14 protein-coding genes are annotated in these 14,992 nt (G+C 72.1%); 9 read left to right on the top strand and 5 right to left on the bottom strand.

Features of this window, described 5'->3' with window-relative positions; translation table 11 throughout:
- Positions 1-162 precede the first annotated feature (162 nt).
- The 3 genes from ACFV2X_RS37005 to ACFV2X_RS36995 all read left to right on the top strand — a co-directional run bounded on the left by ACFV2X_RS37005 (position 163) and on the right by ACFV2X_RS36995 (position 2,977).
- Positions 163-738, top strand: a complete 576-nt coding sequence (locus tag ACFV2X_RS37005; RefSeq protein WP_089506473.1) for a TerD family protein — start codon at positions 163-165, stop codon at positions 736-738.
- Between the two features lie 51 nt (positions 739-789).
- The gene (locus ACFV2X_RS37000; protein WP_385625341.1) at positions 790-1,950 is read left to right on the top strand and encodes a DUF475 domain-containing protein; all 1,161 of its coding nucleotides are present in this window, start codon (positions 790-792) and stop codon (positions 1,948-1,950) included.
- Between the two features lie 298 nt (positions 1,951-2,248).
- The gene (locus ACFV2X_RS36995; RefSeq protein WP_089506990.1) at positions 2,249-2,977 is read left to right on the top strand and encodes a Tellurium resistance; all 729 of its coding nucleotides are present in this window, start codon (positions 2,249-2,251) and stop codon (positions 2,975-2,977) included.
- A gap of 57 nt (positions 2,978-3,034) precedes the next feature.
- On the opposite strand, the gene ACFV2X_RS36990 is transcribed toward ACFV2X_RS36995, so the two are convergent.
- Entirely contained in the window at positions 3,035-4,141 is a 1,107-nt protein-coding gene (locus ACFV2X_RS36990) for a TerD family protein (protein WP_385625338.1), read from the bottom strand.
- A 232-nt stretch (positions 4,142-4,373) separates the two neighbouring features.
- Between ACFV2X_RS36990 and ACFV2X_RS36985 the strand changes: the two genes are divergently transcribed.
- Genes ACFV2X_RS36985 through ACFV2X_RS36975 form a run of 3 tightly spaced genes read left to right on the top strand, consistent with a single transcriptional unit; the run spans position 4,374 to position 8,974 of the window.
- Positions 4,374-5,564 (top strand): HpcH/HpaI aldolase/citrate lyase family protein, encoded by a 1,191-nt coding sequence (locus tag ACFV2X_RS36985; protein WP_385625335.1) that lies wholly within the window; start codon positions 4,374-4,376, stop codon positions 5,562-5,564.
- 54 nt (positions 5,565-5,618) lie between these two features.
- Positions 5,619-8,117: a phosphoribosyltransferase gene (locus ACFV2X_RS36980; protein WP_385625353.1), complete on the top strand. Its 2,499-nt coding sequence runs from the start codon at positions 5,619-5,621 to the stop codon at positions 8,115-8,117.
- Positions 8,117-8,974 carry an HAD family hydrolase gene (locus ACFV2X_RS36975; protein WP_385625333.1) on the top strand — a complete coding sequence of 286 codons (858 nt, stop codon included), beginning with the start codon at positions 8,117-8,119 and terminating at the stop codon, positions 8,972-8,974. The genes ACFV2X_RS36980 and ACFV2X_RS36975 overlap by 1 nt, the downstream gene beginning before the upstream one ends.
- Before the next feature lie 33 nt (positions 8,975-9,007).
- Here the strand turns inward: ACFV2X_RS36975 and ACFV2X_RS36970 are convergent, their stop codons facing one another.
- Positions 9,008-9,631 carry a DedA family protein gene (locus tag ACFV2X_RS36970; RefSeq protein ID WP_385625331.1) on the bottom strand — a complete coding sequence of 208 codons (624 nt, stop codon included), beginning with the start codon at positions 9,629-9,631 and terminating at the stop codon, positions 9,008-9,010.
- A gap of 134 nt (positions 9,632-9,765) precedes the next feature.
- Between ACFV2X_RS36970 and ACFV2X_RS36965 the strand changes: the two genes are divergently transcribed.
- Genes ACFV2X_RS36965 through ACFV2X_RS36955 form a run of 3 tightly spaced genes read left to right on the top strand, consistent with a single transcriptional unit; the run spans position 9,766 to position 12,268 of the window.
- Complete coding sequence (locus ACFV2X_RS36965; protein ID WP_385625328.1) at positions 9,766-10,953, top strand: sensor histidine kinase; 1,188 nt, start codon at positions 9,766-9,768, stop codon at positions 10,951-10,953.
- Entirely contained in the window at positions 10,944-11,597 is a 654-nt protein-coding gene (locus ACFV2X_RS36960; RefSeq protein ID WP_179285055.1) for a response regulator transcription factor, read from the top strand. The genes ACFV2X_RS36965 and ACFV2X_RS36960 overlap by 10 nt, the downstream gene beginning before the upstream one ends.
- A 59-nt stretch (positions 11,598-11,656) precedes the next feature.
- Positions 11,657-12,268 (top strand): O-methyltransferase, encoded by a 612-nt coding sequence (locus ACFV2X_RS36955; protein ID WP_385625351.1) that lies wholly within the window; start codon positions 11,657-11,659, stop codon positions 12,266-12,268.
- Here the strand turns inward: ACFV2X_RS36955 and ACFV2X_RS36950 are convergent.
- From ACFV2X_RS36950 to ACFV2X_RS36940, 3 genes are all read right to left on the bottom strand, one after another.
- Positions 12,222-13,019 (bottom strand): DUF4383 domain-containing protein, encoded by a 798-nt coding sequence (locus ACFV2X_RS36950; RefSeq protein WP_385625324.1) that lies wholly within the window; start codon positions 13,017-13,019, stop codon positions 12,222-12,224. The genes ACFV2X_RS36955 and ACFV2X_RS36950 overlap by 47 nt on opposite strands.
- A 171-nt stretch (positions 13,020-13,190) precedes the next feature.
- Positions 13,191-13,415, bottom strand: a complete 225-nt coding sequence (locus tag ACFV2X_RS36945) for a zinc ribbon domain-containing protein (RefSeq protein WP_385625321.1) — start codon at positions 13,413-13,415, stop codon at positions 13,191-13,193.
- 126 nt (positions 13,416-13,541) lie between these two features.
- Positions 13,542-14,981 (bottom strand): hypothetical protein, encoded by a 1,440-nt coding sequence (locus ACFV2X_RS36940; RefSeq protein WP_385625319.1) that lies wholly within the window; start codon positions 14,979-14,981, stop codon positions 13,542-13,544.
- Positions 14,982-14,992 lie beyond the last annotated feature (11 nt).

The following is a 14,992-nucleotide window of genomic DNA, read 5'->3' as shown; positions in this document are numbered from 1 at the left end:
TCCCTGCACACCGGCAGGGACGCGGCGCCGGACGCGCTGCTTCTCAGTACGTGAGGCGCCTCGCGCGCCGCATGTGTGCTCCGTGCTTCACGCGCACTCCGCGCTCTATGCGCACCTTGCGCTTCATGCGCATTTCGCTACACCAGGGGAGGAACCAGGACCATGGGCGTTACCCTCGCCAAGGGAGGCAATGTCTCCCTCACCAAGGCCGCGCCGAATCTCACCCAGGTGATGGTCGGCCTGGGATGGGACGCGCGCTCGACCACCGGGGCGCCGTTCGACCTCGACGCCAGCGCGCTGCTGTGCCAGTCGGGGCGGGTGCTCGGGGACGAGTACTTCGTCTTCTACAACAACCTGAAGAGCCCCGAGGGCTCGGTCGAGCACACCGGCGACAACCTCACCGGTGAGGGCGAGGGCGACGACGAGTCGATCCTGATCGATCTCACCAAGGTCCCGGCGCAGGTCGACAAGATCGTCTTCCCTGTGTCGATCCATGAGGCGGACACCAGGCGTCAGTCGTTCGGGCAGGTCAGCAATGCTTTCATCCGTGTGGTGAACCAGGCGGACGGCGCCGAGCTGGCCCGCTACGACCTCTCGGAGGACGCCTCCAGCGAGACGGCGATGATCTTCGGGGAGGTTTACCGCTATGGCGGTGAGTGGAAGTTCCGGGCCGTAGGGCAGGGGTACGCGTCGGGTCTTCGGGGCATCGCTCTAGACTTCGGGGTCAACGTTTCGTAAAGCCGCGTAAAGTGCGCGGGCGAGACCTTACGAAGAGGGATTGGACAGGAAGTGCTCCTCAAAACCTTTGGTTGGTCGTTCGCCGTCACGGCGGCCGGCCTGGCCCTGGCTGGCGTCCTCTGGGGGTGGAAGGGGCTCGCCATCGTCGGGATCCTCTCGATCCTGGAGATCTCACTCTCGTTCGACAACGCGGTCATCAACGCGGGCATCCTCCGCAAGATGAACGCCTTCTGGCAGAAGATCTTCCTGACGGTCGGCATCCTGATCGCCGTCTTCGGCATGCGCCTCGTCTTCCCCGTGATCATCGTGGCGATCACGGCGAAGATGGGGCCGCTGGAGGCCGTCGACCTGGCGATCAACAACAAGGACAAGTACGAACACCTGGTCACCGCCGCACACCCGGCGATCGCCGCGTTCGGCGGGATCTTCCTGCTGATGATCTTCCTCGACTTCATCTTCGAGGAGCGCGACATCAAGTGGCTGGGCTGGCTGGAGCGCCCGCTGGCCAAGCTCGGCAAGCTGGAGACGCTGTCGATCGTCGTCGCCCTGCTGGCGCTCCTCGTGACCGCCATGACCTTCGCCACCGACGTGGCCCACGGCGGCGGCGACAAGACCGCCACGGTGCTGCTGGCCGGTGTCGCCGGTCTGCTCACCTACCTGATCGTGGGCGGTATCTCCGGCTACTTCGAGGACAAGCTGGAGGAGGAAGAGGAGGAGGTCGAGGAAGCCGAGGAGGCGGAGAAGGCCGAGAAGGCGGCCTCCGGCGCGCAGAAGGGCAGCCAGGGCGCCACGGTGGTCGGCCTGGCCGGCAAGGCCGCGTTCTTCCTGTTCCTCTACCTGGAGGTCATCGACGCGTCGTTCTCCTTCGACGGCGTCATCGGCGCCTTCGCGGTCACCAACGACATCTTCGAGATGGCGCTGGGTCTGGGCATCGGCGCCATGTACATCCGGTCGCTGACCGTCTTCCTCGTCCGCAGGGGCACCCTTGACGATTACGTCTACCTGGAGCACGGCGCGCACTACGCGATCGGCGCGCTCGCCGCGATCCTGCTGATCACGATCAAGTACGAGATCAACGAGGTCATCACCGGCCTGGTCGGTGTGGTCCTGATCGGCGCCTCGTACTGGTCCTCGGTGGTGCGCAACCGCCGGGAGGCGGAGGCGGGCGGCGAGGAAGCCGAGAGCAAGGCGGAAGTCACGTCCGGAGTGTGACGAGGGTCCGTTTGAGGAACGCTCTGAGCGGGGCGGGGGGGGCGGGCGGGCAGCCCGCCCCCCCCCCCGGCCGGTGGGGGGTGGGGTTGTGGGCGGGGGGGGGGGGGGCCGCTGGGGGTTTTGTGGACCTGGGGTGGGGGGGGGCGTTTCCGCCTATCCCTGGGGTTATTCACCGCGGGTTTTGTGTGGTGGGTGCTTTTGCCCCCCGCTGGGGGGGGGGGGGGCGGGGTTCCCTCCCCCCCGCCCCGCCCCGCGGGCAGTTGGGCGATCGAGTAGTCGACTGGTGGGGGTGCGCACGATGGCGTTCTGGAGCAACTGGGGACGGGGCGCGTGGCGCGATTTCGAAAGCGGCGACGCCTCGGGTGTGGTCTCGCTGACCAAGCGGCACCAGACCATCTCGCTGACCAAGCAGGGGGCGGCCAGCGGCAACCTGCGGATCAACCTGTCCTGGCGGATGCGGACGTCGGACTTCAACGACAGGTCGGGGAGCGGCTCGCTGCGCCATCCGCTGCGGATGTTCAAACCGGAGATGGTGCAGGCCCAGGGCTCCGCCATGGTCAACGTCGACCTGGACCTGGCCTGCATGTACGAGCTGCAGAGCGGTTCCAAGGGCGTGGTCCAGCCGCTCGGCAACTTCCTGGGCAACCTCAATGAGGCGCCGTACGTCAAGCTGAGCGGCGACGACCGGTTCGGGTCCGGGTCCGGCGAGACGATCTACATCAACATGGACCACAAGGACGACATCAAGCGGCTGCTGATCTTCGTCTACATCTACGACGGCACCCCGGCCTTCGACCGCACCCACGGCATGGTCACGCTCTACCCGAGCAACGGACCGCGGGTGGAGATCGAGCTCCATGAGCGCGCCCCGCAGGCCCGCTCCTGCGCCGTGGTGCTGATCGAGAACGTCAAGGGCGAGATGCTGGTCCGCCGCGAGGTCAAGTACGTCTACGGCTTCCAGGCGGAGCTGGACCGGCTCTACGGGTGGGGGCTGCAGTGGGGCCGCGGCTACAAGGAGAAGGTCTGAGCGCCGCGTGGCCGGGCGCCGGGCCCCGGGGTGGGCCCCGGGGCCCGGCCCGCCCGCTCAGCGGTGCTGGAACTGGGGCCCCTGCGGCGGCAGCGTGAAGTTGGGGTCGGGCACCGGGGGCGGCGGTATCGGCTGGGTGCGCTGCACCTGCTGCGGATAGCCGTACGCGGGCTGCTGCGGATAGCCGTACGCCGACTGCTGAGGGTAGCCGTACCCCGACTGCGACGCCTGTGCCGCGTGCGCCGCCGGGGGCTGGGCGGGGGCCTGCGGATAGCCGTATGTGGGCTGCTGCGGATAGCCGTAGCCGGGCTGTGACGGGGGCTGCGGCGGGGCGGCCGGTGGGGCGGTCGGCGGGGGCGGTACGGGGCCGTAGCCGCCCGGCAGCGGTGTGGGCGCCGCCGTCATCGGCTGGGTCAGCTGGGAGTCGTCCCAGGAGTCCTGCCCGAAGGCGGGGCCGGGGGGCCCTGCCGGGGCGACGTCCCCGGCGGCCGCCGGGGACGTCGGCACGGGGGCGGGCGTGGACTCCGGTCGGCCCTCGTTCCCGTTCGTCGTGGTGTCGGTGCTCCCGGCCGGGCCCGTGGCCGGGTCGGCCTCGCCGCCGCCCTTGCCGCCGCCCTCGCCGTCGTCCACCGAGATGCCGTACTCGGTGGCCAGCCCGACCAGCCCCGACTCATAGCCCTGCCCGAGCGCGCGGAACTTCCACGAGCCCCCGCGCCGGTAGAGCTCACCGCACAGCAGCGCGGTCTCCTGGCCGGTCTCCGGCGTCACCACGAACTCCGCGAGCGGTGCCGCGTCCGCCCCGCCCGAGGCGTCGTACAGCAGCAGGCTCAGATCCGTCACCTGGCCGAAGGCGCCGCCGTCCGCCGACGCGGCCAGCACCACCCGGTGGACGGCGGGCTCCAGTGCCGCCAGATCGGCCTCGACGGTGTCCGTCAGCCCCTCCGGCACCCGCTTCTTGGGCAGATGCCGCACCAGGCCGGACGGATGGCGTGGCTGGTTGTAGAAGACGAAATCCTCGTCCGAACGCACGCGGTCGTCCGCGCCCAGCAGCAGCGCCGAGGCGTCCACATCGGGTACGTCCGTGCCGGGAGTCCAGCGGAGCACGGCCCGTACGGCGGTGGCCTCCAGCGGGATGTTCGATCCCTTCAGCATCGCGTGCGTCATGGCCGCAATCCTGCCCTCCCGGACCTGGCTGGGACAACGCAGGGGGCCTGTGCGGGTCCGGGAAAAGATCGGAAAGGGTGGAAGGGTCAGTATCCCGGACACGCAGTGGACGCACATGAGTTACGCGATTTTCACACCCTTGGGGAACTTTTGACCCATCGCCGCACGTACGATTATCGGCCACCACCCGGGCCGGAGCGGCCAGCGCGGGCACGACAGCGTGGGGAGAACTATGCGGCATTTTGGACACCTGTCGGCCGAGGTGCGGAAAGAACTGTTCCACCGGGAGCCCGGCGAATTCACCGCGGACTCCCCGGCCCAAACGCTCGCCGTCGCGCTCGGCGCCACCCTCTACAGCCCTGCCACCCGCCCCCGCCTCGCCGATGACATCGCCAAACAGGCAGGTCAGGGCGTTACCTCCATGGTGCTCTGCCTGGAGGACTCGATAGACGACAACGAGGTGCCCGCGGCCGAGGAGAACCTTGTACAGCAGCTGAGTGAACTCTCGGCGCGCGGCCCGCACCTCTCGCTGCCCCTGCTGTTCATCCGGATCCGGACCCCCGAGCAGATCGTCGACCTCGTCCAGCGGCTCGGCTCCGCCGCGCGACTGCTGTCCGGATTCGTACTGCCGAAGTTCACCGAGGAGCGCGGCGTCCCCTTCCTCGAGGCGCTGATTTCGGCCGAAACCCCGCAGGCGGTCGACGCCCTGGGCGGCCGGAAACTGTACGCGATGCCGGTCCTCGAATCGCCCGAGCTGATGCACCGGGAGACCCGCACCGAGACCCTGGCCGGTATCGGCCGCACCGTCGACAAGCACCGCGAGCGGGTCCTGGCGCTCCGCCTCGGCGTCACCGACCTGTGCTCGGCCTACGGGCTGCGCCGGGCGCCCGATATGACGGCGTACGACGTACAGCTCGTCGCCTCCGTCATCGCGGACGTGGTGAACATGCTGGGTCGCGCGGACGGCACCGGCTTCACGGTCACCGGGCCGGTGTGGGAGTACTTCAAACCGCACGAGCGGATGTTCAAGCCGCAGCTGCGCCTCAGCCCCTTCACCGGCCGCGCCGCGTCGTCACTGCGTACCGCCCTCATCGAGCACGACATGGACGGGCTGCTGCGCGAGATCGAACTCGACCGCGCCAACGGCCTGCAGGGCAAGACCTGCATCCACCCCACGCATGTCGCCCCCGTGCATGCGCTGTCCGTGGTCAGCCACGAGGAGTACAGCGATGCCGTGGACATCCTCGAACCGCAGCGCGACGGGGGTGGTGTGCTGCGCTCGGCGTACACCAACAAGATGAACGAGGTGAAGCCGCACCGCGCCTGGGCCGAGCGGACCCTGCGGCGCGCGGAGGTTTTCGGCGTGGCCCAGGAGCACATCAGCTTTGTGGAGCTGTTGGCGGCGGGGCTGCGGACGGGATGAGGGGTAAGTGACGGGGTTGATGGGGCTGACGGAGCAGATGGGGCGTACGACGTGATGTGGTCGGGGCAGTGGGTCGCGGACCGGCTGGGAGTCGGCCTCGAAGGCGGCGATGAACTGCGCGAGCTGCTGGGGCTCGCGCTGCGGCGCAACCCCAAGCGCGCGCATCTGCTGGTGTCCAACGTGCTCGGCAAGCATGTGCCGCAGCGGCCGGGCGCCGTCCACGGCGCGGGCGTACGGCTCGGCCGCCGGGTCCGCGAGCTGCTGGGCGACGAGGCCGCGGCGCGCGCGGTCGTGCTCGGCTACGCGGAGACCGCGACGGGCCTGGGCCACAGCGTCGCGGACGGCCTGGGCCTCGCCCCCTACCTCCACTCCACCCGCCGCCCGGTCGCCGGGGTCGCCCCGGTGGGCGGCTTCGAGGAGGAGCACAGCCACGCCACATCCCACCTCCTCCTCCCCGAGGACCCCGACCTGCTGGCCACGGACGGCCCGCTGGTCCTCGTCGACGACGAGTTCTCGACGGGCCGGACGGTGCTCAACACCATCGCCGCCCTCCACCGGCGCTTCCCGCGCGAGCGGTACGTGGTGGTGGCCCTGGTCGACATGCGCTCCCCCGAGGACCGCGCCCACCTCGACGCCTTCGCGGCCGACCTCGGCGCGCGGGTGGACCTGATCGCCTCGGCGGCGGGCACGGTCCGGCTCCCCGCGGGGGTCCTGGAGCGTGGGCAGCGGCTGGTGGCGGAGCACGAGGCGGCGGGGGCGGGACGTGCCGGCCGCGCCGGGCGTACGGGGCCGGTTCGCGTCGAGCTCGGCTGGCCGCAGGGGCTGCCCGACGGGGGGCGGCACGGCTTCACGCCTGCCCACCGGGAGCGGCTGGAGGCCGCGCTTCCGGGGATGGCGGCCCGTATCGCCGAAGCGCTGGGCGGCGGGGCGCGGCGGGTGCTCGTCCTCGGCTTCGAGGAGCTGATGTACGCGCCGCTGCGGATCGCCGAAGCGCTGGAGACCGCGCTGGGCACTGGCCAGGACACGGGGTCGGACACCGGGTCCGGCGGGGCCGAGGTGCGGTACTCGACCACCACGCGCTCGCCCGTGCTGGCCGTCGACGACCCCGGCTACGCGATCCGTACCCGCCTCGCCTTCCCCGCGCACGACGCGCCCGCCGACGGGCCCGGCGAGCGCTACGCCTACAACGTCGCCCCCGGCGGCGACCCCACCCGCCGCTTCGACGCGGTCGTCGCCGTCGTCGACTCGTCGGCCGACACCCCCGAACTGCACGCCCCGGACGGGCTGTTGGCCCACCTCGCCGCGCACACCGACCGCCTCCTGCTGGCCGTCGTGCCGTCCTACACGCCGGACACCAACACCAACGGCCCCACCGATACTCTCGAGCGACAGGCGCCCCCCATGTCACAACCGCCGCTGCCGGAGCCGCTGCGCGGCCCCGCGTTCTCCTCGTACGCCCCCGACGAGGTCGGCTGGCTGCTGCAGGACTTCTCCGACGTCACGCTCGAGGCGCCCACCGAGGAGCGCGAGGAGGCGATCCAGAGCGGCGGCGCGCACTACGCCGAGTCGCTGCCCGTCGAGTACCAGCCCACCGAGGAGTACCAGGCGCTGTTCCGGGCCGCGCTCACCACCTCCGCGGCGCGTATCGCGCGGGCGGTCGGCGCGGTCACCGAAACCGTGCTCGCCGAGCGTTCGCCGCGCCCCGTCCTGGTGTCGCTGGCCCGGGCCGGCACCCCCGTCGGTGTGCTGATGCGCCGCTGGGCGCGCCACGCACACGGTCTCGACCTGCCGCACTACGCCATCTCCATCGTGCGCGGCCGCGGCATCGACACCACGGCGCTGCGCTGGCTGGCGGACCGTCACGACCCCGCCGACGTGGTGTTCATCGACGGCTGGACCGGCAAGGGCGCGATCACCCGCGAACTGGCCGAGGCCGTACGGCCCTACCCCGGCTTCGACCCGCGGATCGCCGTACTCGCCGACCCCGGCCGCTGCGTCGAGACGTACGGCACGCGCGATGACTTCCTCATCCCCTCCGCCTGCCTCAACTCGACCGTCTCCGGGCTGATATCGCGCACCGTGCTCCGCGCCGACCTGGTCGGGCCGGACGACTACCACGGCGGGAAGTTCTACCGCGAACTGGCCGGCGCCGATGTCTCCGGGCTCTTCCTCGACACCGTCGCGGCTCGCTTCGACGAGGTCGCCGACCAGGTCGCCGCCGACGTGAAGGAGCTCGCGGCCGCCGACCGCAGCCCGACCTGGGAGGGGTGGGCGGCCGTCGAGCGGATCAGCGAGGAGTACGGCATCCACGACGTGAACCTCGTCAAGCCGGGCGTCGGCGAGACGACGCGGGTGCTGCTGCGCCGCGTCCCGTGGAAGATCCTCGCGTCGCGCGACGCCGGCACGGACCTGGCCCATGTGCGGCTGCTGGCCGAGCAGCGCGGCGTGCCGGTGGAGGAGGTGGACGGTCTGCCGTACTCGTGCGTCGGGCTGATCCACCCCCGCTACACGCGCGGCGCGACGGGCGCGGACGGCAAGGCGGTGACCGCCTGATGACGAGCGACAAGGCGCTGAACGACCTGATGACCAGCCATGAGCAGGCGCCGCTGCTGATCGCCAGCGACCTCGACCGCACGCTGATCTACTCCGCGGCCGCCCTCGACCTCCGTATGCCGGACGCCGAGGCGCCGCGCCTGCTCTGCGTCGAGGTGTACGGCCACCAGCCGCTGTCGTACATGACGGAGACCGCGGCCGGGCTGCTCACCGAGCTGGCCCGCGGCGCCGTCTTCGTACCGACCACCACGCGCACCCGCGAGCAGTACGGCCGCGTCCGCCTCCCCGGCCCCGCCCCCCGCTTCGCGATCTGCGCGAACGGCGGCCATCTGCTGGTCGACGGCGAGTCCGACCCGGACTGGCAGGCGTCCGTACGCGCCCGCCTCGCCGCGGCGTGCGCGCCGCTGGAGGAGGTCCGCGCCCATCTCATCCGTACCGCGGACCCGGCCTGGCTGCTCAAGGAGCGGGTGGCCGAGGACCTGTTCGCGTACCTGGTCGTCGAACGGGCCCTGCTGCCCGAGGGATACGTCAAGGAGCTGACCGCCTGGGCCGAGGAGCGCGGCTGGACGGTCTCGCTGCAGGGCCGCAAGATCTACGCCGTGCCGAAGCCGCTCACCAAGAGCGCGGCGGTCGCCGAGATCGCGCGCCGTACGGGGGCGCGCGAGGTGCTGGGCGCCGGGGACTCCCTCCTGGACGCCGACCTCCTCCTGGCCGCCGACCGCGCCTGGCGGCCGGGCCACGGCGAACTCGCCGACGAGGGCTGGACGGCGCCGCAGGTGATCGCGCTGGAGGAGCGGGGAGTGGCGGCGGGGGAGGAGATCCTTCGAGCGTTCGCGGCGCGGGCCGGGGTGGCCTGAGCCGGGGGGTGACCCGGCGCGTGCCGGGGTACGTCACCCCCGCCGCTGCCCCCGGCCCGGCCGGAAGATCCGTACGCCCACGAACGCCACCACCCCCAGCGCCGCCGCGCCCGCCACCACCTTGGAGTACACCGACACGTAGTCCGTCACCTCGTGCCAGTTGTCCCCCAGCGCGTACCCGGCCAGCACGAACACCGTGTTCCAGATCAGGCTCCCGAGCGTGGTCAGGGCGAGGAAGACGGGCACCGGCATCCGCTCGATCCCGGCGGGTACGGAGATGAGGCTGCGGAAGATCGGCACCATCCGCCCGAAGAAGATGGCCTTCGTGCCGTGCCGGGCGAACCACCGCTCCGTGCGCTCGATGTCCGCCACCTTCACCAGCGGCAGCCGCGCGGCGATCGCGACCGTACGGTCCCGGCCGAGCAGTCCGCCCACCCAGTACAGGGCGAGCGCCCCGATCACCGAGCCCGCCGTGGTCCACAGCAGCGCGGCGTACAGGTTCATATCGCCCTGCGCGGCGGCGAATCCCGCCAGCGGCAGGATCACCTCGCTGGGCAAGGGCGGGAAGAGGTTTTCGAGGGCGATGGCGGCGCCCGCGCCGGGCGCGCCCAAGGTGTCCATCAGGCCAGTGGCCCAGTCGGTGATCCGGTCGCTCATGCCGTACGACGCTAGAAAGGCGGCCGCCTGGGGACCATGAGGGCGCCCACCCGGCCGCACGGTCGCGCACCGCACCCACAACCTGCGGAAATCCTCAGTGTGCGGGCCGACGCGCGCCGCTAGCGTTGCCGTCCATGGGCACAAGGGGGACGTCGGGGAGCTGGCTGCGGCGCGGGCTGCGCCTGGCGGGCGGGCTGCTGATCGGCGCGGGCACCGGCGTCGTGGAGCTGGTGTGTGTCACGGTGGCGGGTCTGGCCCTGCTGTGCGTACGGACCTGGCCGGGCGGATGGCCGGCGGCCCGGCGGTGTGTGCTGGGCGCGGTGACAGCCGGGGCGCGGCGGCTGACGGAGGCCGAGCGCCGCCGGCTGGCCCGCTTCCTGGGCCATGACATCGCGGCCGACTACGACGACCGCGGCGCCCGCCAGTACGTGGCGGCGCGCTGGTCGCTGGGGTTGCTGGGCGGGCTGGTGCTGCTGGCCGTGGTGGCCGGCACGGCGTACGGCAGCCTGCTGCTGTGGGGCTGGTTCATCATGCGCGACGGCGAGTGGATCACGATCACCGGCTCCGCGATCGGCGGGCTCTTCCTGCTCTTCCTCGCCCTCCAGGGCATCGTCGGCGTCGCGCTCCTGGAGGGGCAGTTGGCCCGCCGCTTCCTCGGCCCCAGCCACCGCGAGGCCCTGCGCCGCCGGATCGACGAGCTGTCCACCAGCCGCGCCGGGGTGGTGGACGCGGTGCACGACGAGCGCCGCCGTATCGAGCGCGATCTGCACGACGGGGTGCAGCAGCGGATCGTCGCCCTCGGTATGCTGCTCGGCCGGGCCCGCCGCAGCCAGGATCCCGACAAGGCGCGCGCCCTGCTGGTCCAGGCCCACGAGGAGAGCCGGGCCGCGCTGACCGATCTGCGTGAGGTGGCGTGGCGGGTGTACCCCACCGCGCTGGACGAGGCCGGGCTGCGGGCGGCGCTGGAGGCGGTCGCCGAGCGGTCGGCCATCCCGGTGCGGCTGGAGTACGGGCTGACGGCGGAGCCGGCGGAGGCGGTTCGTACAGTGGCGTACTTCGTGGTCGCCGAGGCGGTGACCAACGCGATCAAGCACTCGGGCGCGGAGCGGATCACGGTGGCGCTGACCGGGCGGGAGACGGAGGTGGGGGCCTTGGGCGGACTGCTGGTAAGGGTCACCGACGACGGCAGGGGCGGCGCGGACCCGGCGGGCGGCGGGCTGCTGGGCCTGGCCCGGCGGGTGGCGGCGCTGGACGGCCGGCTGCGGGTGGTCAGCCCGCCCGGCGGACCCACGACGGTCAGCGCGGAGCTGCCATGCGCGTGATCCTGGCCGATGACTCGACCCTGCTGCGCGAGGGCCTGGTGCGGCTGCTCGCCGAGGAGGGCCACGAGGTGGTGGCGGCGGTGGGCGACGGCGCGGCGCTGGTCGAGGCGGTAGGGCTGCACCCGGACGTGGACGCGGTGGTGGTCGACGTACGGATGCCGCCGACGCACAGCGACGAGGGGCTGCGGGCGGCGCTGGAGATCCGGCGACGCCACCCCGGCATCGGTGTGCTGGTGCTGTCGCAGTACGTGGAGAAGCGGTACGCGACCGAACTGCTCACCTCCGAGGACGGCGGCGCGGGGGTCGGCTATCTGCTCAAGGACCGGGTGGTGGAGGTCGACGAGTTCCTGGACGCGCTGGAGCGGGTCGCGGCGGGCCGGGCCGCCTTCGACCCCGAGGTCGTCCGCAGACTGCTGGCCCGCAGCACCCACACCGACCCGCTCAGCCGGCTCACCCCGCGCGAGCGGGACGTCCTGGGCGCGATGGCGCAGGGCCACGCCAACACGGCCATCGCGGAGCGGCTGCATGTCTCGCGCAGCGCCGTCGAGAAGCACATCAACGCGATCTTCGACAAGCTCGAACTCCCCGCGAGTTCGGGTTACAGTCGCCGCGTACTGGCGGTACTGCGTTACCTGGGAAGCTGAAGGGGGCCACGTTGGCCGAGAGCAAGAGCACGCCGGTCACGGACGAGCTGTACGGCTACATGCTGGGCCACAACCCGCCGCTCGACCCGGTCCAGCGCGAGCTCGTCGAGGTCACGCATGCCCAGCTGCCCGGGTACGCGGGTATGCAGTCCGCCGAGGAGCAGGGCCCGCTGCTGGCGTTCCTGGTGCGGCTGACCGGCGCCCGGCACATCGTCGAGGTCGGCACCTTCACCGGCTTCTCCGCCCTGTCGATGGCGCAGGCGCTGCCCGCCGACGGCAAGCTGATCGCCTGCGACATCTCGGAGGAGTGGACGGCGTACGGCCGGGACGCCTGGGCCAAGGCCGGGGTCGCGGACCGTATCGACCTGCGGATCGCGCCCGCGCTGGACACGCTGCGGGCGATGCCGGCCGAGCCGCATATCGACCTGGCCTACCTCGACGCGGACAAGGGCAACTACATCGCGTACTGGGAGGAGTTGGTGGAGCGGATGAGCCCGGGCGGGCTGATCGTCGCGGACAACGTGTTCTTCCACGGCTCCGTCGTCGACCCGGAGGCCACGGGCCCGGGCGCGGCGATCAAGGCGTTCAACGAGCATGTGGCCGCCGACGAGCGGATGGAGTCGGTCATGCTGACGGTCGCGGATGGGCTGACCCTGGCCCGCCGCCGCTGAACCTGCGCCGCCGCAGCAGCCGCCGGGCGTGCCGCCCTCCTCCCTGCTGTCGCCCTCCTCGCTGCCGCTCTTCGGACCGCGAGGCTGCGGACGCGCCAGGGGGCTGATCGAGCTTGCCCCACTTGCCGGGAGGCCTAGCGCGCGGCCTCTCCGCCGCCTGACCGCCACGACCGGCCTGGAGCTCCCGGGCACGCGCCTCACGTTCGGCGAGCAGGGGGTGTCGGGCCTGCCAGTACGGATTGTCGTGCGGCAACCCGCCGCTGACCCGCCCGTACATGCCGAACCACATCAGCATCAGGCCGACCACAAAGCTGAACAGCACGTTCTGGAGGCGGAAGGCCAGGAAGTCGAAGGGCGTCCTTATCAGGGCGAGGTTGACGAAACCGCTCAGCAGGAAGAGAACGCCCAGCACGATGTTGAGGGTCGAGGCGAAGTTGCCGCCGATGACCATGCCGGCGACCAGCAGCGCACCGATGACGATGGACAGCACGCTCAGCGCGCCATTGGTGTTCAGACCGGCAACGGTGGCACCGCCGGTGTCAAAGAAACCGATCTGGTGGATCAGGCCCAGGATGCCGAAGGCGATCAGGACCAGACCCATCAGGCCCGCACCGACGCGGTAGACCTGGCTGAGCCGGTGGTCGACCGGCAGATGCTCGTCGAGTTTGATGCGGACGCCGATCCGCTCGGGGAACTGGCGTCCGATCCCCGCTGGGTGGGGACCGATGGGGGAGGGGCGGCCAGTAGCCATGTCCGGCCTCCTTCGGGCTGATGGGTTCTACCCCTGCCGCTCGCGGAGACCCCGGCCTCGCGGTGCTGCGCGCTGCGCGGTCGAGGCCGTACCTGCGTACGTACCTCCCAGGATCCGCCCCCAACCGGCCCGGCTCAACCGGGCCGGGCTCAGCCGCGACCGCGTGCAACCTCACCCACAGCAGCCGCCCCCACAGCATCCGCCGCCACCGCCACCGGAGGCCTGGGAGCGTGCCGGGGCGGAGGAGGCGGCGCCGGTGACGGCGACCGTCGAGAGCAGCTTCACCGTGTCGTCATGCCCGTCGGGGCAGGACGCGGGCGCCGAGGACTCGGCCATGGGCCGGTTCAGCTCGAAGGTGGTCCCGCAGGCGCGGCATCGGTATTCGTAGCGAGGCATAAGGGCAGCATAGCCAGGAGAGAGGCGGTCCAACAGCGCGCAAAGCACGCGAAACCGCAGGCCAGCACGTGGCTGCGACGCAGGGGCGCGCTCACCGGCCTCGGCTGCCCGCCCGCCCGCCGCGCCTCAGTGCGCGCCGCCACGCTCCTCGCGGATCTCCTGCACCACGTGGGCGACGGTCTGCCGCACGGCCTCCGTCTCGGACAGGAAGTGCCACCAGTCCGGGTGCCGCCCCTCCAGCCCGGCGATCGCCCGGTCCAGCCGCTCCACCGCGCCGTCCAGTGGCCGGGCGTGGCGCGGGTCGGGGGTCTCGCGCCCGGCCATGGCCAGGCGCTGCGCGTCGCGGATGGCGAAGCGCGTGCGCTCGACTTCCTTGTTCCGGTCGTACGACACCTCGTCGAGCCGCCGCAGCCGGTCGCCGGCCGCGGACACCGCCTCGTCCGTGGTGTTCAGCAGCGCCCGTACGGTCGCGAGCAGGGCCGTGGCATCGGCCCAGCGCTGCTCGTCGCGCGCCTCCTGGGCCTCCTTGAGCTTCGCCTCGGCCCGCGCGACGTCGCCCTCGGCCTGCGCTGGTACGGTCTGCAGATCCTGCCAGCAGGCCGCGCTGTAGCGCCGCCGCAACTCGCTCAGCACGGGCGCGACGCCCTCCGTACGCGTGGTGATCGCCTGCGCGCGGGTACGCAGCGACACCAGCCGCCGGTCGATCTCCGCGGCCCGCTCCGGCAGCCGCTCCGCCTCGCCGCGCACCGCCTCCGCCCGGCGCAGCACATCGTCCGCGCGCCGGATGGTCTCCTGCACACCATGCCGGCCCGCCCCCTCGTTGAGCTTGGTCAGCTCGGGCGCCAGCGCGGCCAGCCGCGCCGCGAGGTCGTCGGCCCGCAGCCCGGACCCCCGTACGGCATCCAGCGCGTCGCTCGCCGCGCGCAGCGCCTGCCGGGCCCGCTCCACGGCGGGCGCCAGCCGTGCCAGCTGGGTCTCGGCCTGCTCCAGCAGCGGGCCGAGACCCTGCGCGAAGCGGTCGAGGTCCCCCTTGGTGCGCCGCAGCTCGTCCTTGGCCCGGACCAGATCGGCGCGGGCGCGCGAGGCGGCCTGCGCGTCCAGGTCGTCGCGGTCCAGGTCATGGGCGTCCACGGCGGTGATGTAGTCCCGGCTGACCTGGTCGATCCGCTGGCCGAGCGCCTCGAAGTCGGCCTTCGCCCGCCGGGCGGCCGGGGAGTCGTCGACCGCGGTGATCGTCTCGATCGAGATCCGCAGATCGCGCTGCGCGGTGTCCAGCTCGTAGAACGCCGCCGCGGCCTCGTCCTTCGCGGCCTGCGCCTGCGCCCGCTGCCCTTCCCCCCGCCCCCCGAACCACCGCCGCGCCCCGCCCCCCGCGAACGTGACCGGCACCACCGCGATCAGCAACGGCAACGGCGCCACCACCAGCGCCACACTCCCCACAACCCCCTCGACCACCCGCCGCACCGCCCGCAGGCGACGCGCTGGACCCGGACCATGCTCTGGACGCGGACGACGTACTGGACGTGCAGACTGCGCGGATGTCGCCGCCACTTCCCTCTCCCACATGGATCGCCCCA

Origin of the sequence: Streptomyces sp. NPDC059679, from assembly GCF_042734105.1 — a bacterium.
Lineage (GTDB): Bacteria > Actinomycetota > Actinomycetes > Streptomycetales > Streptomycetaceae > Streptomyces.
Note: the sequence above shows the minus strand (reverse complement) of the source record. Positions and strands in the feature narration are given on the sequence as shown.